The organism is Novosphingobium decolorationis (assembly GCF_018417475.1).
GTDB classification, from domain to species: domain Bacteria; phylum Pseudomonadota; class Alphaproteobacteria; order Sphingomonadales; family Sphingomonadaceae; genus Novosphingobium; species Novosphingobium decolorationis.
Window position 1 is genome coordinate 4352379 of record NZ_CP054856.1, and the last position, 25293, is coordinate 4377671.

Annotated in this window: 24 protein-coding genes; 14 read left to right on the forward strand and 10 right to left on the reverse strand. The window is 66.2% G+C overall.

Features of this window, described 5'->3' with window-relative positions:
• Positions 1–100 precede the first annotated feature (100 nt).
• Positions 101–2446 (reverse strand): LPS-assembly protein LptD, encoded by a 2346-nt coding sequence (locus HT578_RS20165; RefSeq protein WP_213501216.1) that lies wholly within the window; start codon positions 2444–2446, stop codon positions 101–103.
• A gap of 128 nt (positions 2447–2574) precedes the next feature.
• On the opposite strand from HT578_RS20165, the gene HT578_RS20170 reads away from it, so the two are divergent.
• From HT578_RS20170 to HT578_RS20195, 6 genes are all read left to right on the forward strand, one after another.
• Complete coding sequence (locus HT578_RS20170; RefSeq protein WP_213501217.1) at positions 2575–4038, forward strand: leucyl aminopeptidase; 1464 nt, start codon at positions 2575–2577, stop codon at positions 4036–4038.
• Positions 4039–4061: 23 nt separating this feature from the next.
• A complete protein-coding gene (locus HT578_RS20175) occupies positions 4062–4511 on the forward strand; it encodes a DNA polymerase III subunit chi (protein ID WP_039394698.1) in 450 nt (149 codons plus the stop codon).
• Between the two features lie 83 nt (positions 4512–4594).
• A complete protein-coding gene (locus HT578_RS20180; RefSeq protein WP_039394695.1) occupies positions 4595–4777 on the forward strand; it encodes a glycine zipper domain-containing protein in 183 nt (60 codons plus the stop codon).
• A 122-nt stretch (positions 4778–4899) separates the two neighbouring features.
• Entirely contained in the window at positions 4900–5199 is a 300-nt protein-coding gene (locus HT578_RS20185) for a hypothetical protein (protein ID WP_213501218.1), read from the forward strand.
• Between the two features lie 140 nt (positions 5200–5339).
• Entirely contained in the window at positions 5340–5762 is a 423-nt protein-coding gene (gene ndk / locus HT578_RS20190) for a nucleoside-diphosphate kinase (RefSeq protein WP_039394692.1), read from the forward strand.
• Positions 5763–5970: 208 nt separating this feature from the next.
• On the forward strand, positions 5971–6144 hold the full coding sequence (locus HT578_RS20195; protein ID WP_213501219.1) for a hypothetical protein: 174 nt from the start codon (positions 5971–5973) through the stop codon (positions 6142–6144).
• 45 nt (positions 6145–6189) lie between these two features.
• On the opposite strand, the gene purN is transcribed toward HT578_RS20195, so the two are convergent.
• Together purN and purM are read right to left on the reverse strand one after the other, a co-directional pair.
• Positions 6190–7179 (reverse strand): phosphoribosylglycinamide formyltransferase, encoded by a 990-nt coding sequence (gene purN / locus HT578_RS20200; RefSeq protein WP_277884178.1) that lies wholly within the window; start codon positions 7177–7179, stop codon positions 6190–6192.
• Positions 7172–8275 (reverse strand): phosphoribosylformylglycinamidine cyclo-ligase, encoded by a 1104-nt coding sequence (gene purM / locus HT578_RS20205; RefSeq protein ID WP_039394689.1) that lies wholly within the window; start codon positions 8273–8275, stop codon positions 7172–7174. The genes purN and purM overlap by 8 nt, the downstream gene beginning before the upstream one ends.
• Before the next feature lie 69 nt (positions 8276–8344).
• On the opposite strand from purM, the gene HT578_RS20210 reads away from it, so the two are divergent.
• The 4 genes from HT578_RS20210 (at position 8345) to HT578_RS20225 (ending at position 11515) form a co-directional block, all read left to right on the forward strand.
• Positions 8345–9640 (forward strand): heavy-metal-associated domain-containing protein, encoded by a 1296-nt coding sequence (locus HT578_RS20210; RefSeq protein WP_239026382.1) that lies wholly within the window; start codon positions 8345–8347, stop codon positions 9638–9640.
• Positions 9641–9649: 9 nt separating this feature from the next.
• Entirely contained in the window at positions 9650–10336 is a 687-nt protein-coding gene (locus HT578_RS20215) for a P-loop NTPase family protein (RefSeq protein ID WP_213501220.1), read from the forward strand.
• A gap of 73 nt (positions 10337–10409) precedes the next feature.
• Positions 10410–11138, forward strand: coding sequence for a serine O-acetyltransferase EpsC (gene epsC, locus HT578_RS20220; RefSeq protein WP_039394683.1), 729 nt, complete (start codon positions 10410–10412; stop codon positions 11136–11138).
• An 8-nt stretch (positions 11139–11146) separates the two neighbouring features.
• A complete protein-coding gene (locus tag HT578_RS20225; protein WP_239026383.1) occupies positions 11147–11515 on the forward strand; it encodes a DUF2794 domain-containing protein in 369 nt (122 codons plus the stop codon).
• Here HT578_RS20225 and HT578_RS20230 read toward each other — a convergent pair.
• Positions 11512–12414, reverse strand: a complete 903-nt coding sequence (locus HT578_RS20230; protein WP_213501222.1) for an SDR family NAD(P)-dependent oxidoreductase — start codon at positions 12412–12414, stop codon at positions 11512–11514. The two genes, HT578_RS20225 and HT578_RS20230, sit on opposite strands and share 4 nt — an antisense overlap.
• 167 nt (positions 12415–12581) lie before the next feature.
• Here HT578_RS20230 and purS point away from each other — a divergent pair, with 167 nt between their 5' ends.
• Both purS and purQ read left to right on the forward strand, forming a co-directional pair.
• Positions 12582–12818: a phosphoribosylformylglycinamidine synthase subunit PurS gene (purS, locus tag HT578_RS20235; protein WP_039394680.1), complete on the forward strand. Its 237-nt coding sequence runs from the start codon at positions 12582–12584 to the stop codon at positions 12816–12818.
• A complete protein-coding gene (purQ, locus tag HT578_RS20240; RefSeq protein WP_039394678.1) occupies positions 12818–13495 on the forward strand; it encodes a phosphoribosylformylglycinamidine synthase subunit PurQ in 678 nt (225 codons plus the stop codon). Before purS ends, purQ begins: the two co-directional genes overlap by 1 nt.
• An 85-nt stretch (positions 13496–13580) precedes the next feature.
• On the opposite strand, the gene HT578_RS20245 is transcribed toward purQ, so the two are convergent.
• The 4 genes from HT578_RS20245 to HT578_RS20260 form a co-directional block, all read right to left on the reverse strand.
• Positions 13581–15953, reverse strand: coding sequence for a putative bifunctional diguanylate cyclase/phosphodiesterase (locus tag HT578_RS20245; protein WP_239026384.1), 2373 nt, complete (start codon positions 15951–15953; stop codon positions 13581–13583).
• A gap of 92 nt (positions 15954–16045) precedes the next feature.
• Complete coding sequence (gene glmS, locus HT578_RS20250) at positions 16046–17869, reverse strand: glutamine--fructose-6-phosphate transaminase (isomerizing) (RefSeq protein ID WP_039394671.1); 1824 nt, start codon at positions 17867–17869, stop codon at positions 16046–16048.
• 90 nt (positions 17870–17959) lie between these two features.
• Positions 17960–18394, reverse strand: a complete 435-nt coding sequence (locus HT578_RS20255; protein WP_213501223.1) for a hypothetical protein — start codon at positions 18392–18394, stop codon at positions 17960–17962.
• Positions 18394–19224 carry a TIGR00266 family protein gene (locus HT578_RS20260; RefSeq protein ID WP_039394665.1) on the reverse strand — a complete coding sequence of 277 codons (831 nt, stop codon included), beginning with the start codon at positions 19222–19224 and terminating at the stop codon, positions 18394–18396. The genes HT578_RS20255 and HT578_RS20260 overlap by 1 nt, the downstream gene beginning before the upstream one ends.
• A gap of 192 nt (positions 19225–19416) precedes the next feature.
• On the opposite strand from HT578_RS20260, the gene HT578_RS20265 reads away from it, so the two are divergent.
• A complete protein-coding gene (locus HT578_RS20265) occupies positions 19417–20196 on the forward strand; it encodes a diguanylate cyclase (RefSeq protein ID WP_239026385.1) in 780 nt (259 codons plus the stop codon).
• Between the two features lie 36 nt (positions 20197–20232).
• On the opposite strand, the gene glmU is transcribed toward HT578_RS20265, so the two are convergent.
• On the reverse strand, positions 20233–21618 hold the full coding sequence (gene glmU, locus HT578_RS20270; protein ID WP_213501224.1) for a bifunctional UDP-N-acetylglucosamine diphosphorylase/glucosamine-1-phosphate N-acetyltransferase GlmU: 1386 nt from the start codon (positions 21616–21618) through the stop codon (positions 20233–20235).
• A gap of 62 nt (positions 21619–21680) precedes the next feature.
• Here glmU and HT578_RS20275 point away from each other — a divergent pair, with 62 nt between their 5' ends.
• Entirely contained in the window at positions 21681–22358 is a 678-nt protein-coding gene (locus HT578_RS20275) for an HAD-IA family hydrolase (RefSeq protein ID WP_213501225.1), read from the forward strand.
• A gap of 15 nt (positions 22359–22373) precedes the next feature.
• Here HT578_RS20275 and HT578_RS20280 read toward each other — a convergent pair whose 3' ends face one another.
• Positions 22374–25241 carry a M16 family metallopeptidase gene (locus tag HT578_RS20280; protein ID WP_213501226.1) on the reverse strand — a complete coding sequence of 956 codons (2868 nt, stop codon included), beginning with the start codon at positions 25239–25241 and terminating at the stop codon, positions 22374–22376.
• Positions 25242–25293: the final 52 nt, after the last annotated feature.

Sequence of the window (25293 nt, forward strand, 5' to 3'; positions counted from 1 at the left end):
GCGCTCACCCGATAGCGGCTTTGTGGACCGCTGCCAACGCCGGGCGTGGCAGGCAGTCCGTGCAGGGCCGTTGAATGCGGGGTCCTTCAATGCAGGCCCCTCAATGCAGACCAATGTTCTTGAGGCTGAAGCTGATCAGGAACGAGTTGCCGCTGCGTGCGTCGCCGTTCGAGATATAATCGCGCCGCCAGGTGAAGCCGACGCGCAGGCAGTCGTCCTCGTAGGAAGCGCCGAAGCGGGTGCGCAGCGGCTGAAAACCGTCCGACCTCGTAACCGGATCCTCACTGGCATCGGTCAGGTTGATGACGGCCGAGCCGAATACCGACCAGTGACGGGCGAAGGCCACGCGGCCCGCAGCGCGAAGCTCCTGCCGGTCGCGAAGGTCTTCCACGCGGCCCAGTTCGGAATCGTCGGGCAGGTCGACGGTGTAGATGTTGCGGTTGAGGTCGGTGTAGCCGACTTCGATGTAGGTCTTGGAATTGCCGATCACCGCGTCGATCTCGTTGCGGCGCACCGCCAGGCTGGACTTGTCGAGGCGGAAGCGGTGGATCAGGCGTACGAAGTTGCGATAGCGCAGTTCGGTACGGCCCACGATGTCCGAAAACGTGCCGGTAAAGCCGGTGCCGTCGGGGGCGATGTTGTCATCGCCCGACATGCGGATGCTCTGGCCAATCTGCGAGGTGATGCGCCAGCGCGAACGCTCGAAGCGCCAGTCCAGGCCATAGGTCATGCGCGTGCCGTCCTCGATCCGGTCGTAGCCGGGGAAGCGGTTGAGCGCGAAGAGGTTACTCGTCTCCAGCTCGATCGCGCGCGCATCCTCGTTGGGGATCGAGAGATTGGGCGTATCGGGCGCGGCGACGAACTGGACGCGCGGGGTCAGGACCTGTTGACCGCCGAAGACTTCGCCCACCATCGGCCATTCGACATCGAGCGCGGCAAGGGCCACGCCGCGCGTCTGCCATCCCGGCTGGCCGCGGTAGAGGAAGGTGTTCGTCCCGTAGTTCTCGTCCGAATGGTAGATGTCGCCGCGCACGAGGGCGGTTGCGGTGACGATCTGGCCCATTCCGGTGACTTCGCGGCGCGACCACTGTGCGCTGGCAAAGGCGCGCTGGGTGTCCTGGCCATCGGTGCGGGTGAGCGCGAGGGCGTTGAGCTGGGTCTCGATGCGCCCGCCTGCCACCGGGTCCTTGAAGCGGCGGCGGTAGTCGATGGCGGGCAGGGCAACGGGGATCTGGCCCTGGTCGCGGGTCGACTGCATGGTCTGCGTGGCATAGCCCGCAATCGAGAGGTAGCTCTTCGCGTCGATCCGTTCGAGCTCGACGAGCGAGCGCAAGCGGTCATCGCGGCTGATGTCGTAGCGGCGCAGGAACGTGCGGTCGGTTGCGCGGCGCAGGAACCCGGTCACGCTCCAGTGCTCGCTCAGCTGGAACTTGCCGTTGGCCTCGACGTAGCCGCGAAAGGCGCTGCTGCCGGTCGGGCTGCCGTTGGCCCCATAGATCGGGATGCGTTCGCTCGAGGTCGCGTAGCCGGTGATCTGGTAGGCGCCCTTGTCGGTCAGCGCGCGGTATTCGACCGAGCCCATCGGGGCGGATTCGGTGAAGAGGTGCAGCGTGCCCGTGATGTCGCGGTTCTTGTCGATCTTCCAATAGTAAGGGATGCCGACTTCGATGCCGTTCGAGGGCGAGGAGCGCAGGTCCGGGATGAGGAAGCCCGAGACCGCATCGCCGTCGGTGCTGATGGTCAGACCCAGCAGGGGCAGTTGCAGGGCTCCGAACAGTTCAAGGCGCGCGTCGCTGAAGCGCACGCGCTGCTCGGCCTCGGAATAGGTCACGCTCTTGGCGACGACCTTCCAGGTCGGCTCCTTGGGACAATCGCCGCGGCCCACGACCGAGCAGCCGGTGTAGGCGGCATGGTTCAGAATGACGTCGCCGTTGCCCAGGCGCTGGCCGTCCTTTGCCGCGAGGCGTCCACCTTCGCGCAGGACCAGCAGCAGGTTTTCCAGCATGCCGGTCTTCAATTCGTCGGTGAGCTCGACCTCGTCGCTGAAGACCTGGTTGCCGCGTTCGTCGACGAGGCGCACGTTGCCGTTCGCCAGGATCTTGCCGCTGGAGCGGTTCCAGGTGACCGAATCGGCGCGGACCGATTGTCCGTCGCGGCGCAGCACGACGTTGCCGCTGGCGGTCACGCTCTCGCCGTTCTCGTCGTATTCCACAACATCGGCTTCGAAGGCGACCGGGACGGCCTCTTCGGTCGCGGGCGCGGGTTCGGGAGGCGCCTCGGTGATCGGGGCCGTTCCCGGTGTGCGGGTCAAGTCCTGCGCTGCGGCGCTTGCAGGCAGAAGCGCAGCGGCTCCCCCCGTGGCGAGGGCAAGCGTGAGAGCGCTCAGCGAAACAGGTCGCAAGCGGGAAAAAATGGCTTGCAGGGGAGACGATGCGGCTGGGAGCATGGCTTGCCTATCGCACCGCCTGTGCCTAACTGCAATCCATGCTTGCGGTGAAGCGCACAGCCCTGCCGCTCATCCGGCGCCCGGGCGGTGCGGTACACCTGCAAAAAGGTGAGAGTTCAGGAGAATTCATGAAGATCCAGTTTCTTGACGCGGCGTCCCCCTCCAGCGCGCGTCTCGTCGTCCGCTTCGTAAACCAGGACGCAGTGCCCGCCGATCTCGAGCCGGTGCTGGCCGAAGGTGCGAAGCTTTCGCGCTTCGCAGGCAAGACGGGCCAGGTCTTCGACGGGTTCGTGGAGCGGGGCGGGGCAACCGTGCGCGCGGTCCTGGCCGGGATCGGTGGTCCCGATGCGGCCGACCGCAGCGCTGCGATCGAGCGTGCCGCGGCGGCCGTGACGGCCAGGTTCCTGACTTCGGGCGAGGAAGCCATCGCCTTTGATCTGACCGGCGCCGGTTTCTCGGCTGAGGATGCCGTGGCGGCCCTGACGGGTGCCGAGCTGCGTTCGTGGACCTGGACCAAGTACCGCACCACTCTCAAGGACGAGCAGAAGGTCAGCCTCACCTCGCTCGACCTCGTCGGCGCGCCTGAGGGTACTGAAGCGCTCTGGGCCGTGGAAAAGGGCGTGGCCGAGGGCGTCGCCTTTACCCGCGAACTGGTGACCGAACCGGCCAACACGATCTACCCCGAAAGCTTTGTCGAGCGTTGCCAGGCGCGCATGGAGGGCAGTGGCCTCGTCATCCGCGTTTTGGACGATGCTGAAATGGCCGTGCTGGGCATGGGCGCGCTTCTGGGCGTCGCGCAGGGCTCGGTACGTCCCGCGCGTCTGCTCATCATGGAGTGGAATGGCGGCGCCGAGGGCGACAAGCCGGTGGCCTTCGTGGGCAAGGGCGTGACCTTCGATACGGGCGGCATCAGCCTCAAGCAGCCCGGCGGCATGGAAGACATGAAGTGGGACATGGGCGGCGCGGGTGCGGTCGCGGGTGCCATGCTCGCGCTCGCCAAGCGCAAGGCCAAGGCCAACGTGGTCGGTCTGTGCGGCCTGGTCGAGAACATGCCCGACGGCAACGCGCAGCGTCCCGGTGACGTGGTCACCACGATGTCGGGCCAGACCGTCGAGGTCATCAACACCGACGCCGAGGGCCGCCTCGTCATGTGCGATGTCCTGACCTACGCGCAGCAGACCTACGATCCGGTTCGTATTCTCGACGTCGCCACGCTGACCGGCGCGATCCTGATCTCGCTGGCGCACGAATACGCGGGCCTGTTCACCAATGACGATGATCTCGCCGCCGATCTTGATGCGGCGGGCAACGCATCGGGCGACAAGGTGTGGCGCATGCCGATGGGCGCGGCTTACGACAAGCAGCTCGACAGCGCGATTGCCGACATGAAGAACGTGGGCACGCGCTTTGGCGGTTCGATCGCCGCCGCGCAGTACCTGCTGCGCTTCATCGACAAGGGTCGTCCCTGGGCGCACCTCGACATCGCAGGGATGGCCTGGGCCGACAAGCCCGGCGCCACCTGGGGCAAGGGTGCGACCGGCTACGGCGTGCGCCTGCTCGACCGCCTCATCCGCGACACCGCGGAAGGCTGAGCGAAGGGCGAAGGGCACGGCCGATGCGCGTGATGTTCTACCAGCTCAGCCGTGACCCCGCCCACGCCGTGGTCCCGCTTCTGGCGAAGAAGTCGCTGGAGGCGGGGGCGCGCGTTCTCGTCGTCTCGGGCGAGGAACGCCAGCGCGCGGAAATCTCGCGCGGCCTATGGACGCTCTCCCCGCAAAGCTTCCTCGCCAACGGAGAGGCGAGCGATCCGCACGCCGAGCGCCAGCCCATTCTCCTGTCGGGCGAGGTTGCCCCTGCCAACGGCGCACGCTTCCTGTTCCTGGCCGACGGGCACTGGCGCGAAGGCGAAGGGGAGGCTCCTTTCGAGCGCGTCTTCTATCTGTTCGACAATGACACGCTTCAGGAGGCCCGGCAGGTCTGGAAGGACCTGCGGGGCCGCGACGGCGTGACCAAGGAATACTGGGCGCAGGAAGACGGACGCTGGGCGAAGAAGGCGTCCGAATAGGCCGGCCAGGCGCGCGCCTGTCTTGACGCAGGCGCACGTGTCCGCTCTGTTGACCCCGACTGGATGGGCAGGGGGCAATCGCCATGATCAGGAAAGCATCGACCCGTTTCTCGCTGGGCGTCGTGGGCGGTCTCGTCGTCGGCGTGATCTTCGACAATATCGCGCTGGGCCTTCTTCTCGGGCTGATGCTCGGTGCGGGCGGCGCGAAGCTTGGCAAGGCGGGGGAAGGCGACGCCGATCAGGATAGCGGCACGCCCGCCGATTGACATTGGCGCAGCCGGTGCCCACAGGCTCCCCTGCGCTTGGCTGGCCTTCGGGTCCAACTCCCCGCGCGGTGAACGTCCCAGCGCGGCGGACATCCCAGCACGGCGACAAGGGCCTGAATTTCATGACTTCCCAGGAACAGCTTACCCTTTTTACCCGCGCGGTCGAGGCGCTCGGCGGCGTGCGTGCCGTGGCGCAGATTCTGGGCTGCTCGGAGCGCAGCGTGGGCCGTCTGCTCACCGGAGAGATGGCGCTGCACGAAGGCTGGTTGCGCGGGGTATCCAGCGCGCTGCTGGAACATGCAGTGCTGTGCCGCAAGCTGGAGCGCAGCCTCTCGCCCGATTTTCCCTCCAATCTCCTCTCCGGGCAGGCGCGGGCAGCGGGGTCCGGGCGGCGCGAGGACGGTGGGCTGGACGCCGACTGAGCTCTGCAATGGCAGCTGTGCTGCCCAAGTAGATCGCTCGTGAATAGGGCGCGTGCGTGAACCTGTTCTTGCGAAGCGCCGCGAAGCGGGCTAGTGGCGCGCGCAACAGTTCCCCCGTTCACTTTTCAAGGACAGATCCCATGGCGGTTACCCGCACGTTCTCGATCATCAAGCCCGACGCTACCCGCCGCAACCTCACCGGCGCGATCACCAAGATGCTTGAAGATGCCGGCCTGCGCGTCGTTGCTTCGAAGCGCATCCAGATGACCAAGGAACAGGCCGAGGGCTTCTACGCGGTCCACGCTGAGCGTCCGTTCTTCAACGACCTCGTCTCGTTCATGATCTCGGGTCCCGTGGTCGTGCAGGTTCTCGAGGGCGAAGACGCCGTCAAGGCCAACCGCGACGTGATGGGCGCCACCAACCCGGCCGACGCTGCCGAAGGCACCATCCGCAAGACCTTCGCCGAATCGATCGAAGCCAACTCGGCCCACGGTTCGGACTCGGACGAGAACGCGGCGATCGAGATCGCCTACTTCTTCAAGCCCGAAGAAATCGTCGGCTGATTGGTCAGGGACGCAGGCTTTCAGCCAGCGTTCCGACCCGTCTGATGACGGCTGCAAAGGGGGCTGCCCGCAAGGGTGGCCCCTTTTTCGTGGGCGTGGGTCGCGCGGGCGGGTGAACAAGTTTTCACTTCGCGTCCTGCGCGCGGGCTGAGATGCAAAAGGGGGAGACAAGCAGGTGGCCTGTGAGTGCGGGCCGGATGGGGCATCGATGCACGTAAAGACGTTCGTGAGTGTAGGTTTGCTGTCGTTCCTGGCCTCGTTCGCCTTTTCGCACCTGGCGCAGGCTGGCGCCAAGGGCGACGAAGAGGCGGGTCAGAGGGCGACCGTACAAGAGCGGCAACTGGCCGCAAGAAGCCGCCAGGACCACGCGATCCTGCCGTGAGTGGGCGCGGGGCAACGCGTACAGCGCTCCCCGCAATGCCCGTGCCTAGAATTCCTCGGCGGCGTCCTGCAGGCGCGTCAGCCGCTTGGGAGCGGCGCTGCGCCAGCTGCGTTCGAGCCATTCGCGCACGCTGTCCCAGTCCACGCCCGGACGATTGAGGATGACCCCGACCCAGCCCGACGCGCCGTAATAGGCGGGCTTGAAATAGGCTTCGGGGTTGCGCTCTGTCAGTGTCTCGATCTCGTCCACGCCGCTGGTGCGCGCGAGGAGGGCGATGTGCGCAGTGCCGTGGTGCTGGTCGTTGAAGTGGGCGAAGTACTTGCCGCCTACGCGCCATCCCGGGCTGCCGTGCGATTCGCGTTCTTCCGCCTCGGGCAGCGTGAGCGCCAGTTCGCGGACCCGTTCGAGCAGCCAGGCAGGATCGCGCTCGCGGCTGACGAGCCTCGCCAGGCAGCGTGAATAGAGCTGGTGCTCGGCGATGAGGACGCGGGCGCCCAGTGTGTCGGGTGTGTCGCCGGGCACGATGGCCACCGGCGTCTGGCCCAGGATCGGACCGTCGTCGAGTTCGGCGGTGACGAGGTGGACGGTGACGCCGCCATGGCTGTCGCCCGCTTCGATCGCGCGTTCATGGGTGTGAAGGCCCGTGTACTTGGGCAGGAGCGAGGGGTGGATGTTGACCATCCGGTCCGCCCAGCCCGACACGAAGCCGGGTGTCAGGATCCGCATGTAGCCTGCAAGGGCAACCCATTCGGCCCCGCTGTCGCGGATGGCCTTGTCCATCACCGCGTCGTGCTCGGCGCGCTTCATGCCCTTGTGCGAATGGGCAAAGGTCGCCACGCCCTCGGCGGCGGCCAAGGCAAGGCCCTTGGCCTCCGGATCGTTCGAGGCGACCAGCACGATCTCGTAAGGGCAGTCCGCCGCGCGGCTGGCGTAGAGAAGGGCCGCCATGTTGGTGCCGCTGCCCGAGATGAGGACAGCGACCTTTGCCTTCTCGATGCCTGCCTGCGCGCCGGAAATGCCGGGGGTGTCAGCCAAGGTGTACGGCCTGCCAGGGCTCGCGCGCGGACCAGGCTTCGGCCGACCCTTGCACGGTGCAGCCCTTTTCGCCAGCCTCGATGGCGCCGATCACGTGGACGGTCTCGCCCGCGGCTTCGAGGTCGCTCTTGAGCGAGGCGGCTTCGTCGGCGCTGACGGCCAGGACCATGCCGATGCCGCAGTTGAAGGTGCGGGCCATCTCGGCGGGCTCGATGTTGCCCTGGGCCTGGAGGAAGGCCATCAGGCGCGGCTGCGTCCAGGCGTCGGCATCGATGCGGGCATGAAGGCCCTTGGGCAGGACGCGCGGGATGTTTTCAAGGAGGCCACCGCCGGTGATGTGCGCCAGCGCGTGGATGCGGCCCGAACGGATGAACGGCAGCAGGCTCTTCACGTAGATGCGCGTGGGCGCGATCAGCGCGTCGATCAGCAGGGTTTCCTGGTCGAACAGGGCCGGACGGTCGAGCTTCCAGCCCTTGTCTTCGGCGAGGCGGCGCACGAGCGAATAGCCGTTCGAATGGACGCCCGAGGACGCCAGGCCGAGGAGGACGTCGCCTTCCTGGACCTTCTCGCCGGTCAGCTGTTCGCCACGCTCGACGGCACCGACGCAGAAGCCGGCGAGATCGTAGTCACCGGCCGCGTACATGCCCGGCATCTCGGCGGTTTCGCCACCGATGAGCGCGCAGCCCGAAATCTTGCAGCCCTCGGCAATGCCCGCGACGACGCGCTCGGCAACGCCGTTCTCGAGTTTTCCGGTGGCGAAGTAATCAAGGAAGAAGAGGGGCTCGGCGCCCTGGACGATAAGGTCGTTCACGCACATGGCGACGAGGTCGATGCCGATGTGGTCGTGGCGGTCATGGTCGATGGCCAGCTTGACCTTCGTACCCACGCCGTCGTTCGCGGCGACCAGCAGCGGGTCCTTGTACCCGGCTGCCTTGGGGTCGAAGAAGCCTCCGAAGCCGCCCAGGTCGGCATCGGCGCCCGGACGGGCGGTGGCACGCGCCATCGGTGCGATGGCTTTGACGAGCGCATTGCCGGCGGCGATCGACACACCGGCCTGCTCGTAGGAGTAGCTCTTCTGAGAGTTATCGTCGGACATTGCGGCCGCATAATGCTTTGTGACTTGGATTTCCATTCCCGTTTGGGCAAAAGGCCCACGGTTTTGAAAATGACACGATCGATTTCCTCCTTCTCACCGCGGCCCGACCGCACGGGCGCGGGCTTTATCTCGCGCAAAACGCTAGGTTATGTGCTGGCTGGCACGGCCGTGCTGGGGCTTGGCGGACTGGGCGTTTCCAGCCTTGTCGCGCAGGTCGAAGGCGATCGCGGTATCCCGCCTCTCGCCAACTCCGCGGATATCCAGGTCGATGGAATCACCGTGGACGTGACCGGCAAAACCGGCGCGGAAGCGCGCCTGAAGGGCTGGAAGGAAGCGCAAAATCTCGCCTGGAAGAAGCTGGGCGGCCCCGACATGCCCACCGAATCGATTGACGCGATGGTCTCTTCGGTCGTGATCGAGAAGGAGCAGGTCGGCCCGCACCGCTACATTGCGACGCTGGGCGTGATCTTCGACAAGGCGAAATCCAGCCAGTACGTCGGCGGCGCAGGCAGCGTCGCCCGTTCCGCGCCCTTGCTGGTGATTCCCGTGCTCTATTCGGGCGGCGTGCAGCAGGTCTTCGAGGTGCGCGGCCCCTGGCAGCGGGCCTGGGCCGAGTTCCAGGCCGCCGCGACTCCGGTCGACTATGTCCGTCCTTCGGGCGCAGGGGGCGAATCGCTCATCCTGACGGCCGGGCAGCCCGGTCGGCGCAGCCGCCTGTGGTGGCGCACGATCCTGGGACAGTTCGACGCTTCGGACGTACTGATGCCCATGGCGCGCCTGGAACGGCAGTGGCCGGGTGGCCCGGTCAAGGGCACCTTCACCGCGCGCTATGGCCCGGACAACACCTATCTTGGCAGTTTCAGCCTTGAAGCGCCGTCCGAGCAGGCTCTGCCCGACATGATGGACCAGGCGGTCGAGCGTATGGACGGTCTCTACCGCGAGGCGCTGGCCCGCGGCGAGCTCAAGCCCGATTCGACCCTGACGGGCGGCAACGCGCCGCTGGAACGCGCGTTCGCACAGTTGCGCGAGAAGCTTCTGCCCGGCGGTGCTGTTCCCGAAATGCCCGTCGCCGAGCCCGCCGTGCCGCAGGCCCCGACTCTCGTGACCGAGGAGCCTGCAGGAGCGCCGGTGGAAACGGTCAATGTCCAGTTCGTGACGCCCGATGCCGCCGCGGTCGATGCAGGCCTTGCCGCCGTGCGCGGTGTGCCCGGCGTCGAGGGCGCGGCCACGGTCAGTCTCGCGATCGGGGGGACCTCGGTCATGCGGGTCTCGGTGCGGGGCGGTTCGGAACGCCTCGCCAGCGCTTTGCGGGCGCAGGGTTGGCAGGTGTCCGGTTCGGGCGCGACCATCCGGATTTCGCGGTAGGTCCACCATATGCCCAAGCAGATTGCCCTTCCGCTGTCCGCCTCGAGCGACAGCCCGCCGCGTATCGTGGTGGGCGAGGCCAACGCGGCCGCCATCGACGCGCTGACCGATCCGGGCCGCTGGCCCTTCCACACTGCGATTCTCTATGGCCCGCCACGTTCGGGCAAATCGCTGCTGGGCAACTGGTTTGCCGATGGCGGGGGCGGCGTTGTGATCGACAATGCCGAGACAGTGGACGAGGACGTGCTGTTCCACGCCTGGAACCGCGCGCAGGAAACCGGCCAGGCGCTGCTCCTCATTACCAACCGCAAGCGTGCGCCCCAGAAGAAGGGGAAAGCCAAGGCTGCGGCCAAGCCCAGGGCGCCTGCAAGGTCCCGGGCAAAGAAGAACGACGGGCTGTGGCACGTGGGCCTGCCCGATCTCGCCTCGCGCCTGGGCGCGGCGCTCCAGCTGGAAATCGAGGAGCCGGACGACGAGATGCTCGCCGAGCTGATCGACGTTCACGCGCAGATGCGCCACCTCGTTCTCGACCCTTCGGCAAGTGCCTATCTTGTACCCAGGGCCGTGCGTAGCCATCTGGGGGCCGAACGTCTGGTCGCAGCCATCGACCGGCTCAGTCTCGAGCGCAAGCAACCGCCCACTCTGGCGATCTGGCGCGAGGCACTGGCCGAGTTCGGCAAGAGCGCTCAGACCTGATCCTGAGACCCGCGTGCAGGGGCTTTCGTGGCCGGAACTTGCATCGCACACCGATTGATGGGAGATTCGGGCCATGTTGGGAAAACTCGTCCGTTACCTCGATTCCGTAGTCGCGCGCGATCCTGCGCCGCGGTCGCGTTGGGAAGTCCTGCTCTATCCGGGCGTCTGGGCGCTGTTCTTCCACAAGATCTCGCACCGGCTTTTCAACGCGCGGCTCTTTTTCCTCGCGCGCGCGGTGAACCACTTTTCGCGCTTCATGACCGCAATCGACATCCATCCGGGTGCGACCATCGGCAAGAACTTCTTCATCGACCACGGCTTTACCGTGATCGGGGAGACCGCGCATATCGGCGACAACGTCACGATCTACCAGTGCGTGACGCTGGGCGGCTCGAACCCGACCAACGGTGTGGGGGGCAAGCGCCACCCGACCCTGGAAGACAATGTCATCGTCGGTTCGGGCGCGCAGATCATCGGGCCTGTCACCATCGGCAAGCGCGCGCGCATCGGTGCGAGCGCGGTGGTGACCGAGAGCGTGCCCGAAGGCGCGACCATGATCGGCGTCAAGGCCCGCTCCACGCTGGTGACGGCCGAGACGTATTCCAAGAAGTTCATGCCCTATGGCACGCCCTGCCGCGAGCCGTGTGAGCCGGCGCCCAACCAGCGCGTGGATGAACTGGAAGAGCAGATCGAGGCGCTGCGCAAGGAAGTGGCGATGATGACCCAGGCCCTGGGCGCGGCGCACGAAGCGCTCGAGCGTGCGGCCCAGACGCCCAGTGAACCGGCCTGCAAGGGAGTTTGAGCGCGCGCGTGTCGGGACCTGTTGGAAATTCGAACACTCCAGATGCCAGTATCGTCGCGTTCCCCGGGCGCAGGCCTCTCCAGATCGCGTTCGACCGCTTCGAACTGCAGAAGATCCTGAACCTCTATGGCCGCATGGTCGCGGCCGGGTTCTGGCGTGACTACGCGATGAACTTCGAGAAGGATGCGGCGCACTTCTCCGCGTTTCGCCGCGCGGCCGAACGGCCCCAGGCGCGGATCGAGAAGCGGCCTGCGCTGCGAGGCAAGCAGGGCATGTGGACGCTTTTTGGCGAATCGGGCCAGGTACTGAAGCGCGGGCACGAACTGTCCGGCGTCCTCAGCCCACTGGAACGCAAGCTGCTCAAGGTCGTCGACTAACCTTTACGGCTGAGGCGTGAGAGCGCGCGGTGCGATTGCTCCATGCCGTTTTCCAGCACCCGCAGGCCCCGGTGCGTGTCGATCTCGTCCCAGGCCGCGGCGATGGCTTCGGGCGTGCAGTCCTCGGGTGACAGCAGCACGCCTTCGTTCATGGTCACATAGGCGCCCTGGAACACGCCGCCGCTCGCGCCGATGACCGCGTCGCTCGGGGCATCGCGCGAGACGAGGAAAAGGGCCGCCGGAACCACGGTCTCGGGGCTGAAGGCGTCATAAGCCTCATCCGGGAAGATATCGGCGGTCAGGCGGGTTCCGGCCGTGGGCGCAATCGAATTGACGCGGATGTCGTACTTGGCACCCTCAAGGCGCAAGGTGCGGGCAAGACCCAGCACACCGGCCTTGGCCGCGCCGTAGTTGGCCTGGCCGAAATTGCCGCCAAGGCCGGTCGAGGAGGTTGTCATCAGCACCCGGCCATAGGCCTGCTCGCGCATGGTCGCCCAGACCGCCTTGGTGGCATAGGCGCTGCCCAGCAGGTTCACGCGAACCACCGCCTCGAAGTCGGCCATGTCCATCTTGTGGAAGGTGCGGTCGCGCAAGGTGCCCGCATTGTTGATGAGGATATGGATCGCGCCCCAGGCTTCCTGCGCGCGTGCGGCCATGGCTTCCATCTGGGCAAAGTCGGAGACATCGCCCGAATCGGCCAGCGCCTCGCCGCCGCTCGCGCGGATCTCCTCGACCACGCGGGCCGCACTGTCCGAGCCGCCGCGACCATCGGGCGAGGAGCCGAGGTCGTTCACGAGCACCTTCGCGCCGCGCCGCGCCAGTTCCAGCGCGTAGGCGCGACCAAGGCCGGTTCCGGCGCCAGTGACGATGGCAACCTGGTCGGCAAAGGAAATGGGCATCGCGAAGGCCTCCACAAGGGACCCGCATGGCACGGGCCCGGTCCGGATGGCACCAACCGCGCGCGCATTCAACGATCAAAAGCGCGCAAGCGCCCTTGCCCCGGGGGGCAAGCGAGGCCATAGGCCCATTTTACCGAATCTGCCGCATTCAGCGAAAGGCCCCCGTGATGAAAGTCCGCGTCCACGTCAGCCTCAAGCCCGGTGTCCTCGATCCGCAGGGCCGCGCGATCCACCACTCGCTCGAAGGGCTCGGCTTCTCGGGCGTCAACGACGTGCGGGCCGGTCGCCTGATCGAGCTCGATGTCGAGGAGGGCGTCTCCGACGAAGCGCTCGACGACATGTGCAAGAAGCTCCTCGCCAACATGGTGATCGAGAACTACCGCATCGAGAAGGTGGCCGCCTGATGGCGTTCCGCTCGGCCGTCATCACGTTCCCGGGCTCCAACTGCGACCGCGACATGGCGGTGGCTCTGGAGAAGGTCTCGGGAGAAGCGTGCACCCGCGTGTGGCACGGGGATTCCGATCTGCCGGAAGGGCTCGATTTCATCGCGCTTCCCGGTGGCTTCTCTTACGGCGATTACCTGCGCTGCGGCGCGATCGCCTCGCGTTCACCGATCATGCAGGCGGTCATTGCGGCTGCCGACAAGGGCGTGCCGGTGCTGGGCGTGTGCAACGGCTTCCAGGTGCTGACCGAAAGCGGTCTCCTGCCCGGCGCACTGCTGCGCAACTCGGTGATCCGCTTCGTGTGCCGTGACGTCACGCTCAAGGTCGAGAACGCGACCTCGCTGTTCACCTCGGGCTACAGCGCAGGCCAGGAGATCTCGATCCCTGTTGCGCACCATGACGGCAACTACTTCGCCGACGATGCAACCCTCGACCGTCTCGAGGGCGAGGGCCAGGTGGCCTTCCGCTACGCCGAGGACATCAACGGCTCGGCCCGCGCGATTGCGGGTGTCCTGAACGCCAAGGGCAACGTCCTTGGCATGATGCCGCACCCTGAGCGCGCGATCGAGGATACCCACGGCGGCAGCGACGGTCGCGCGCTGTTCGAAAGCGCGATCAAGAGCCTCATCGGCGCCTGACCGCGATTTCTTCAACGACACGAAAAGCCGCCCGGAAAGCTCTGCTTTCCGGGCGGCTTTTCGTTGTGGCCAGGGCCGCCCCTGGTCAGGCGACGCTCTGGCGTTCGAGGTAGTGGGGGTTCTGGAAGAGCGCGCGCGCATCCTCGGTGCTCATCGGGCGGCCGAAGAAGTAGCCCTGGATCTTGCGGCAGCCCAGCTCGCGGATCAGCTGCACCTCGTGCTCGGTCTCGGCACCTTCGGCGGTCGTCGACATGTCGAGGCTCTCGGCCATGGCAACCACGGCGCGGATGATGGCGATGCTCTCGGCGTTGCCGGTGGCCGCGCTCTGTACGAAGGAGCGGTCGACCTTGATCGTCGAGAAGCGCAGCTTGCGAAGGTATCCGAGCGAGGAATAGCCGGTCCCGAAGTCGTCGAGCGCGACCCCGCAGCCCAGCGCCATGATGCGTTCGAGGACGTGGTTTGCGGTCGTGCCGTCGCGAAGGAAGATGCTTTCGGTGACCTCGATCTCGAGCCGGTTCGGGGCGAGGCCGCTTTCGGCCAGCGCGTTGACCACGCTTGTCGCGAAGTTCGAATCGAGCAGCTGTTCGCCCGAGACATTGACGGCGACGCGTACGTTCTCGGGCCAGTTCACGGCCTGGCGACAGGCCTCGCGCAGCACCCATTCGCCGATGGGGACGATGAGGCGGGTGTCTTCGGCAAGCGGAATGAACTTGGCCGGGCTGACGAAACCGTGTTCGCGGCTGTGCCAGCGCACGAGGGCCTCGAAGCTCACGACGCTTTCGTCGGTGGCGTCGACGACGGGCTGGAAGTTCAGCACGAATTCGTTGCGTTCAAGCGCATGACGCAAGGCGGATTCGAGCTTGCGGCGCTCCTCGGCATGGGCGTGGAGCGCGGGTTCGTAGCGGTGGTGCACGTTGCCGCCCAGGTCCTTGGCGCGGTAAAGTGCAAGGTCGGCGTTGCGCATCAGCGTCTCGACATCCGCGCCGTCCTGGGGGCCACAGGCCGATCCGATCGAGGCTCCGACGTAGAGGGTGTGGTTGTCGATCTCGTAGGGCTGGGCAAGCCGGTCGATCACGCGGCGCGCGAGGATGGAGACCCGGCCGGCATCGGACACATCGCGCATCACGATGGCGAATTCGTCACCGCCCAGGCGTCCGCACATCTCGCTCTCACCCATCTGCTCGCGGATGCGATCCGAGACCCGGGCCAGGAGCTGGTCGCCCACGAGATGCCCCAGCGTATCGTTGACCGCCTTGAAGCGATCGAGGTCGATCATCAGGAAGGCACAGCGTGTACGCCACGTGGACGAGTAGGCGAGGGCCTCGTCCAGCGCTTCGGTCAGCATCATCCGGTTGGGGAGGCCGGTGAGGGCGTCGTAGCGGGCGAGGTAGGCAATCTTGTCCGAACTTTCGCGCGCTTCGGTCTCGTCCGAGCCGACGCCGCGAAATCCGGTGAAGATCCCATTCGAATCGAGCTTGGGCGTGCCGGACAGTTCCCACCAGCGCGGGCGGCCCTGGACGGTCACACGGACAAGCAGGTTGGAGAAGCTTTCCCGGCGCTTGATCCGCTCGGCCAGTTCGCGAAGGCTGGGGTGAACCTCATCGTCCTGCCAGCTGGCACCTGCGATCAGTTCGACGAAGGGCATGCCCTCGATCTCGCTGGCCTCGCGGCCGAGCGCGAAGGCGAAGCGCGGCGAGACCGCCCGGACCCGGCGCTTGGTGTCGGTCTGCCACAGCCAGTCGGCCTCGTTCTCCTCGTATTCGCGCAGGAGCATCGAGACCACTTCGTCCTTCTCGGAGATGCCAGCCTCGGCCACCTTGGCATTGAGATAGCGGGTCGCGCTCTCGATAGCGCCCCAGATCGTGATCGCCGCCATGGCAAGGCTGATGAGCGCCATCTCGAAGGAGCCGGTGATGAGAAAGAACACCGCCGAGGAGCCGCCGATCAGAACGCCGAAAAAGAGCGCCGCCATCGGCACGGCCGGCATGAGCAGGGCCGAAGCGGTGAGCATGACGGCGAGGATCGCCCATATCTGGAAGCGCAGGGAGAGGTCGCCAAGGCCTCCGAACGTGGTCAGCGGCACGGTCCAGGCAAGCGCGTTTAGGCCCACGCCATGAAGCAGGCGGTTGATCTCACTGCGCGAAATGCCGCGCCGATCCGATCCGATGAGGCGCTTGAACATGGTGTAGCTATGCCACAGCGAGAATCCGGAGACGGCGAACCATCCTGCGAGGGGGAGGAGTGGGACCTTGCCGAAGCAGATCACAACGATGGCCAGCATTGCGGTGATCTGGGTGACGCGCCGGATCGTCGAGGCCTGCTGCAGCCCCTGGAACTGGAGGCCGCGCAGCCGCTCCCAGTCGCCCTCGTCGTCCTTGGGGTCGATCAGACCAAGGATGGCGAGGGTGGGCAGACGGCTGGGAAGGGCGCGGGTCTGATGGGAATTTTTCTTCGTCACGAAGGTGTCCCTAGGGACAACCGGTTAGCAGGCGGTAAAAGATTGCAAACCATTGCCTTGGGCAGATTGTCCGAGGTGCTTGCGGGACCTGGTTATTCGACCGTGACGCTCTTGGCGAGGTTGCGGGGCTGGTCGACATCGGTGCCCTTTGCGCAGGCCACATGGTAGGCGAGCAACTGCACCGGCACCGCATAGACGATCGGCGCAATCAGGGGGTGAACGCGGGGCATCTCGATCGTGGCGATGCAGCCTTCGCCAGCCTCGGCAATGCCCTCGGCATCCGAGATCAGGACGACCTTGCCTCCGCGCGCGCGCACTTCCTGCATGTTGCTGACCGTCTTTTCGAAGAGCGGTCCGGACGGGGCAAGGACAATGACCGGAACGGCCTCGTCGATCAGCGCGATGGGGCCGTGCTTCATTTCACCCGATGCATAACCTTCGGCGTGAATGTAGCTGATCTCCTTCAATTTCAGGGCGCCTTCGAGCGCCAGGGGAAAATCCGGGCCACGGCCGAGGTAGAGGACATCGCGGGCAGGGGCGATGAGATGGGCCATCTGCGCGATCTCATCGTCGTGGTCGAGCGCGGCGTTGAGGCGGGCAGGCGCTTCGACGAGGTGGGTGACAACCTGCGCTTCCTCGTCCCTGTCCATGCGTCCGCGCAGGACCGCGAGACGTGCGGCCAGCGCGGCGAGGACGGAGAGCTGGCAGGTGAAGGCCTTGGTCGAGGCCACGCCGATCTCGGGCCCGGCATAGGTCGGCAGGAGCAGGTCCGCCTCGCGCGCCATGGTGCTGGTGGGCACGTTGACGACGACCGCGATGGTCTGCCCCTCGGCCTTGCAATGGCGCAGCGCGGCCAGCGTGTCGGCCGTCTCGCCCGATTGCGAGATGAACAGCGAAAGGCCGCCGGGTTCGAGCACCGGGTCACGGTAGCGGAATTCGGAGGCGACATCGATGTCGACGGGAATGCGCGCGAAGGTCTCGATCCAGTACTTGGCGACCATGCCTGCGTAGTAGCTCGTGCCGCAGGCGACGATGGTGATGCGGTTGATGCCGCCGAGGTCAAAGTCCATCTGCGGCAGGGTGACCGACTGGGAGACCTGGCGGATGTAGCTCGACAGCGTCTGGGCGACGACGGTGGGCTGCTCGAAGATCTCCTTCTGCATGAAGTGGCGGTAGTTGCCCTTCTCGATCGCCACGGCCGAGGCGCCCGAGGTGACCACCGCGCGCTCGACAGGATGGTTCTGCGCATCGAAGATCTGCGCGCCGTCACGGGTGATGACGACCCAGTCGCCTTCTTCGAGGTAGGTGATGCGTTGGGTCAGCGGAGCAAGGGCGAGCGCGTCGGAGCCGAGGTAGGTTTCGCCCTCGCCGTATCCGACGACAAGCGGTGAGCCGAGCCGCGCACCGATCAGCATGTCGGGATGTTCGCGAAAGGCGATGGCCAGCGCGAAGGCACCGCGCAGCTGGGGCAGGGCGGCCTTGACCGCGTCCTGCGGCGAGAGACCGGCCTCGACCTGTTCGGATACCAGATGGGCGACGACTTCGGTGTCGGTCTGGCTTTCGAAGGTGCGTCCGCGCGATTCGAGTGATTCGCGCAAAGGACGGAAGTTCTCGATGATCCCGTTGTGGACCAGTGCCAGCGTATCGGTTGCGTGGGGGTGGGCGTTGGCCGCGGTGGGGGCGCCATGAGTGGCCCAGCGGGTGTGGGCGATACCGATGAGGCCCGGGGCCGGATTACCGGCCAGTTCGTGCACGAGGTTGGCCAGCTTGCCTTCGGCGCGGCGCCTTACCAACTGGCCAGCGTCGACCGTGCAGATCCCGGCGCTGTCATAGCCGCGGTATTCCATCCGGCGCAGGCCATCGACCAGACGGTCCGCCACCTCTTCCTTGCCGACGATGCCGATAATTCCACACATTGCGCGCCTGTCACCTCTTTGCCGGTCGTTGCCGGGGATCCGATCTGCCCAGCGTTAAAGCGCGTGGCCGCAGGCTTCCAGTCCAAAGATTCAGGTGTCGTCGGGCCAGCGTCGATTGGTATGCACCCGCAGGCGCTCGGTATGGTTTTCTCGGCCACGAATTTCACGCAGGCGGACGGCTTCCTCGCGGCGACGTTCCGCGCTGCGCGCAAGCCTGCAGAGCAGGGCAAGGATGAGAAAGGCAGATCCGGCCAGCATGATGGCGTCGAAGACGCTGGCGAGTTCCTGGCTAGTGCACATCTTCAGCTTGGCTTGTGCATAGGAGGTGGACGCACTCGAGCACGGCTCGCCGTATAGCCACGGGAGCGCGGCTCCAAGTGTCAGGCTTGCGCCAAAGCCCGACCAGGATGCTAGCCCGAGAATGTGGCCAAGGCCTTGTCTCCAAAACATCGCACGCAGATGATTGGAAAATCTTAAATTGAAATTAAGAACTTGAAATGGATACATTTCAATCCGCTGGTGCATCAGTCGCCGTCGATCAGGTCGCCGAGACCGCCCAGCAGGGAACCTTCGCCCCGGTTCTGGCCGCCGCGTGAACCCGCGGCCGCCAGCATGCGCCCGGCGAGGCGCGAGAAGGGCAGCGACTGGATCCAGACTTTGCCGGGCCCGCGCAGGCGGGCGAAGAAGATGCCTTCGCCGCCAAAGAACATGGACTTGACCGAACCGGCGCGCACAAGGTCGAAATCGACGCTCTGGGTGAAGGCGGCGATACAACCGGTATCGATGTGCAGTTCCTCGCCGGGGTGAAGCTCGCGCTCGACCACGGTGCCCCCCATCTGGACAAAGACCCAGCCATCGCCGTCGAGGCGCTGCATGATGAAGCCTTCGCCGCCGAACAGGCCGGTCATGATCTTGCGCTGGAAATGAATGCCGATCTCGACCCCGCGGGCCGCACAGAGGAAGGCGTCTTTCTGGCAGATCAGGCGCCCGCCCACTTCGTCGAGCTTGATCGGGAGGATGGCGCCCGGGACCGGGGCGGCAAAGGCCACGCGGGCCTTGCCTCGCCCGTGGTGGGTAAAGACGGTCGTGAAAAGGCTTTCGCCGGTGACGAGGCGTTTGCCTGCGCCCAGCAGCTTGTCCATGAAGCCGCTGCCTTGGCCGCCCGAGCCGTCGCCGAAGACGGTCGACATCTCGATCGGGGCGTCCTTCCAGACCATCGCGCCCGCTTCCGCGACGGCGCTTTCCCCGGGGTCGAGTTCAATCTCGACAAACTGGAGTTCCTGGCCCTTGATCTCGAAGTCGATGTCGTCCGACACGGTGGACGAGCGGGTGTGGCTCCAGGGGCTGTTGGCCATGTGAAACTCCAGATTTAAGTGGTGGCAAACCGGCGACTTGCGTGTGCCTAAGATGTGAGTTTCGACTGCTCTCTTGTCAAACCGCGTTCATCGGATATTCTGGCCACTTAAACGAACGGTTCCTTACTCGAAAAATACAGGCGCACGAAAAGAGCGCCGGGAAGGGACTGTTCCGGGAGAAGGATTGCCGCCTTGCACGCCACGAATCCGTTTTCAGGCCGTTTGTCCGCCAATGCGACCCGCCGTCGTATCGCCGCAGCAGGGTTCGCCCTGGCTCTTGGCGTTGCGGGCCTGTCATCCAGCGCCGGGGCCGAGGAAGCGGGTTTCGTGGAAGGGCTGCACAGGTCCGGACCGACGGCGCTCGTGGTGGCACCGCTGGCCGCGCCCGACCTCAAGACCGACCTCAAGAAGGGCTTTGCCATGCTGCGCAAGGGCGAGGATGAGAAGGCGGTATCCTATTTCGACCGGGTGATCGCGGCCGCCGACAGTTGGCTGGCGGGTGATTCGCGTCCGCGCTTGTGCATCGATGCGAAAGTCTCGTCCACGCCCTCTGCGGGCCACGCGCCGATCGACGATGCGCTGTGCGATGCGCACTTCGGGCGCGGCTATGCGCTGATCGACATGGGCCGCGGCGATCTGGCCGAAGCGGACCTGCGCGCGGCAACCCGGATGGCTCCGGAAAATGCGCATTTTGCCAACGAGTACGCCGAACTCTTCAAGTCGCGTCGCGAATGGCAGACCGCGTTCGTCGAATTCGAGCGCGCCTGGGAAATGGCTGACAAGGCCATGGGAGGTCCCGATGCGGATCTTGCCGCGCGGGCCTTGCGCGGCATGGGCTATGCCAAGGAAAAGCTGGGAGACCTGAATGAGGCGCACGCCCTCATCTCGCGGTCGCTCGAGTTCGAGCCCGACAGCGAGGCCGGGAAGGTCCAGCTTGCCCATGTGGAGCGGATGCGCACGATCGGCTCGTGAGCCTCTAGAGACCCTCGAACCCAGGAGGAGGGCGGATCAGCCCCCCTTCTGGGCTTTCTTCTTCTGCTTCATGGTGTCGTGGAAGCGGTCGGCCCAGCCGGGCTTGATCAGCTGTTCGCCGCGCACGAGGCGCAGTTCCCCATCCCCCACATCGCGCGTCACCGCGCTTCCGGCGGCCACGATGGCGTCCGCCCCGATCCTGACCGGCGCCACCAGGGCCGAGTTTGAGCCGATGAAGGCACGTGCGCCGATCACCGTCTTGTGCTTGAAATAGCCATCGTAATTGCAGGTTATCGTGCCTGCGCCGATGTTGGCGCCGGCCCCGATCTCGGCATCGCCAAGGTAGGAGAGGTGGTTGGCCTTGGCGCCTTCGCCCAGGACCGCCTTCTTCATCTCGACGAAGTTGCCGACCTTGGAATTGGCCTTGAGCACGGCGCCGGGGCGCAGGCGTGCATAAGGGCCGATGGCGACCCCGCTTTCCAGGGTCGCGCCTTCCAGGTGCGAGAAGGCGTGGATGGTGACATCGTCCGCCACTGTCACGCCGGGTCCGAAGACGACGTTGGGCTCGATCGTCACGTCCTGCCCTATCACCGTGTCCCAGGCAAAGAAGACGGTCTCGGGCGCGACCAGCGTGGCGCCGTCGGCCATGGCGCGTTCGCGGCGGCGGGACTGCCAGCGCGCTTCGGCGGCGGCGAGTTCGGCGCGGCTGTTGATGCCGCCGACCTCGTCGGGATCGTCGGTGACGATGACCGCGCAGGGGCGCTCTTCCAGCGAAGCCACGTTGACGATGTCGGTCAGGTAATATTCGCCCGCCGCGTTGTCGTTCTCGACCTTGGCGAGGAGGGCGAAGAGATCCTGCGATTTTACCGCCATGAGGCCGGAGTTGCACAAGGTGCAGGCCCGCTGCTCCTCGGTCGCGTCCTTGTATTCGACCATCATTGCGATGCGCCCGTCATCGTGCGCGAGGATGCGGCCATAGCGCAGCGGGTCCTCCGGCTCGAAGCCCAGGACGACGACTGCGGGCGTGTCCTCGCCGTGCAGGCGTGCGATCATGGCGCGCATGGTCTCGGGGCGCACGAAGGGAACATCGCCGTAAAGGATCAGCACGTCGCCTTCGAACCCGGCAAGGGCTTCCTCGGCCTGCTGGACGGCGTGGCCGGTGCCGAGCTGGGGTTCCTGCACCGCAATGGCCGCGCGCGAGCCGAGCTGGGCTTCGAGCTGGTCGCGCCCGTGTCCGGCGACGACAACGCTGCGCTCGGGCGCGAGCTGCGCCGCGCTCGCCAGCAGGTGTTCCAGCATGGGTTGCCCGGCAACCGGGTGCAGCACCTTGTGGCGCGCACTCTTCATGCGGGTGCCCTTGCCTGCGGCAAGGACGATGATGGCGAGCGCAGATGCGGCGGGCGGTGGTGCGGTGTCGGTCATGGTTCGAACCATCTGCCAGCAATTCATTGCAGTTTCCACCTGAACTCGCCACGTAGTGGGCGATGACGGATTTTCCCTACGACATTGTCGGCTTCGACCTCGACGGCACCCTTCTCGATACCCATGGAGACCTCGGTCATGCGGTGAACCACGCACTGGCGCTGGCAGGGCGCGAGCCCGTGGGCAAGGAGACGGTGCGCACGCTTGTCGGAGGGGGCGCACGCAAGATGCTTGCCCGAGCACTCGAGGTTACGGGAGGCCCTGTTGCGGAGGACCGCTTCGAGGAGCTTCACGCGCAGCTCATGGCCTACTACACGGCGAACATTGCGTGCGACACGCACCTGTTTCCGGGCGGCGAGACCATGCTCGACGGACTGGCCGCGCGCGGGGTCAAGATCGCGGTGGTGACCAACAAGCTGGAACATCTGGCCGTGCGCCTGTTCGAGGAACTGGGCCTTGCCAAGCGCTTCGTGACGGTCATCGGCGGCGATACGCTGGGACCGGGCCGTGCCAAGCCCAAGCCGGATCTTCTTCACCTGATGCTGGAGCGGGCCGGTGGGGGCCGGGCGGCCTATGTCGGGGATACGAGCTACGACACCGGCGGGGCGGCGGCGGCAGGTCTGCCGTGCGTGGTCGTCAGCTTCGGTTTCAACGATGCGGAGCCCGAGACGCTGGGCGGCAGCGCGGTGATCGACCATTTCGACGAGCTGATCCCGACGCTGGAGCGCCTGGGCGCCTGATACAGCGACAAAGGCTCAGCCTACCGGCGCGTCGTCCTTCGGAAGTACCGTTATGTCGACCGCGTCCGCAGGGGCCAGATAGCGCTGCGCCATTTCCTGGACATCGGCACCGGTGAGCGCGGCGAGGCGGTCTCGGGCCTTGAGGTAGCGCTCGATCCGTTCGGCCTCGCTCTGCGCGTGGTCGACCAGCGCCATCCATCCCGTGTTGGTCTTGAGCGCGTTGTCGAGCCCTTCGAGCATCGGCTGGCGCGCGCGCTGGATGATATCCGCGCGCACGGGTTTGGCACGCAGCTTCTCAAGCACCTTGCGGATGGCCGCGCGCGTCGCCGCGACATCCTTTACATCGACCGAGGCGCTGATCGCGAAGGTGCCATAGCCCTTCCAGTAGCGCGAAAGCGTGCTCGAGGCGCCGGGGGAATAGGTCTTGCCCAGTTCCTCGCGCAGGGTGTCGGTCAGCTCGACGCGCACGACCTTTTCCAGCAGTTCCATGCGCTGGACGTCAACCGGGTCACTATCATCGCGTGTCGGCCAGGTCAGGCGCAGCAGCGCCTGGTCGGCAGGGCCGTCGTGGTGGATGACGCGTGGGGTTCGGTCCGCCGTGAAGGGGCGCAGGGGTTTGCCGGCATACGTCCCGAACGCCTCTTCCCGCGCCGGCAACGCGCCAAACGTGCGCGCGACGAGCGCGATGGCTGTGTCTTCGTCGAAGTCACCGACCAGCGCGATCTCGATGGCTCCGTGCGCGAGCCGGTCTTCAATCGCGGTCTTGAGCCTGGCGTAGGAGAGCTGGCTGTAGCGGGCAGGGGGCTGCAGGCTGAAACGCGGGTCGCCGCCCGAGAGAATACGGCCCAGGTCCGCCTGTAGCGCAGAGGCCGGGGTCGCGCGCAGCTGCGCGAAATAGGTGGCAATCGCCTGACGGTACTGCACTTCGCCTTCGGGACGATACCCGGGATCGGTCACGAGCGCGGCGATCAGTTCGAGCTGGACTTCGAGATCGGCCGGGGTCGTCTGCGCACGCGAGACGAAGGCATTGCCGGTATTGCGCAGCTCGAAGCTCAAGGTCTTGCCCGCGAGGATCGTGTCGAGGTCATCGCGGCTGTGCGCGCCCAGACCACCCCAGGGCACGTAGGAGACGAGCTCGGTGGCAAGCGGATCGTCCCGCGTGTCGAGGCGGGTGCCGCCATCGATGGAAACCTGGACCCGTACCTTGTCCTTTTCAAGGTCAGAGCGGTGCAGGTTGAGCATCACGCCGTTGGCAAAGCGCAGCTCGCGGATGCCCAGCTGCGCTTCGCGCCGGTCCTCCGCCACGCGGCCCGGCGTCCCGAAATCGGTATAGGCAAAGCGCTCGGTCTTTGCGTTGCGGGCGTCCGCAATGGGGGCGCTGAGGGCCGCTTCGAAGGCATCGCGCAGGGCGCTCTCGCCGCCTTCGGGGGCCTTTCGGCCTTCGAAGCGGATCAGGGGATCGACCAGGGGCGCGGCCTCGTGCCGGATCGCGGCCAGCGCGGCTTCGGGCGTGATGCGCGGTTCGAAGGCGGCAAAGCGTTCAAGTGCGGATTGCGGGGTGGAGGGGACCGTTTCTTCGGTCACCAGGTTGAGCGCGGCAGAGGCAAGGGCCTTGTTGCTGCGTGTCCCGGCGCTGCGCGCGCCCTGGGTCAGCGCGGCGCGGATGTCGGCCACCTGTTCGGCCACTTCGGCCGCGCTGAAGCCCTGTTCGAGCGCGCGCCGGTACTCGGCGACGGCGGCGGCGAGTCCCGTGCGCCAGCCTCCATCGACGGTGTCGACGATCAGACGCGTGGTTCGGGCCGCCTTGAAGGCATCGCCTGTGCCGAAGCCTGCGCCGCGAAAGGGCGGCTCGGCCTGACGGGCAAGACGCTGAAGGCGGCGGTTGACGATGTTGTAGCCGACAAGGCGCAGGAGATTGGCCTGGCGCTGGGCGATGGAATCGGGCTCCTCGTGCCAGGGCCGATTGCGGGCCACGGTCACGCGCTCGGACAGCGAGGGATCGAGGTGGATGTCGGTGCGGCCACTGTCTTCGGGCGCGACCGGTCCCGCGTCGGGCTGCGGGACGGGCGCGGGACCTGACCAGTTGTTGAAATGCCGGATTACCGCGGCTTCAAGCGCCTCGATGTCGAAGTCGCCGACGATGACCAGGGTCGTGTTGGCAGGCACATAAGTGCGTTCATAAAGGCCACGCAGGCGCTGTGCGGTGGCCGCCTCGATGGTCTCGCGCGTGCCGATGGCAAAGCGCTGCGTGAAGCGCGCCTCGGGGTAGAGGAAATCGAGACTGTCCAGCGTGTTGCGGAACTCATAGGTGTTGCGGTCACGCATTTCCGACAGGATCACGCCGCGCTCGCGTTCGACGGCGGCGGGCGCGATGGTGAGCTCGCTCGCGGTCTCGCGCATGAGCATGAGCGCGGTGTCGAGCAGCGTCATGTCATTGCGGGGAAGGTCAAGCTTGTAGGTCGTGCGCTCGAAACTGGTCGAGGCATTGGTATCGGCGCCGAAGGCGAGGCCGCTCCGTTCGAGCAGGGGGACCATCTGCCCTTCGGGGACCCGGCGCGAGCCGTTGAAGGCCATGTGTTCGAGGAAATGCGCCAGGCCGCGTTCTTCGGGCGCTTCATCCAGCGATCCCGCTTCGATGTCGAGCCGCACGACGCCGGTTCCGGCTGGGGTTGCGTTGTGACGCAGGATGTAGCGCATGCCATTGGCGAGGCGGCCGAAGCGGAAGTCCGGATCGACCGGGATGTCGCTTGTCGCGAAGGCCCAGGCGGGGCCGGAGTCGTCCGCGGTTGCCTCTTGGCCTGCATTGCCGGGTTCCGGAGCCTGCGCGAGGACAGGCAGGGGGAGGGCGAAAAGGAGGCAGACCAGCAGCTTGGGATAACGCATTGCCCTCTAGTGCCCGAGCGGACCGGGCTTGCCAAGGCGGGCCCATGCAAAA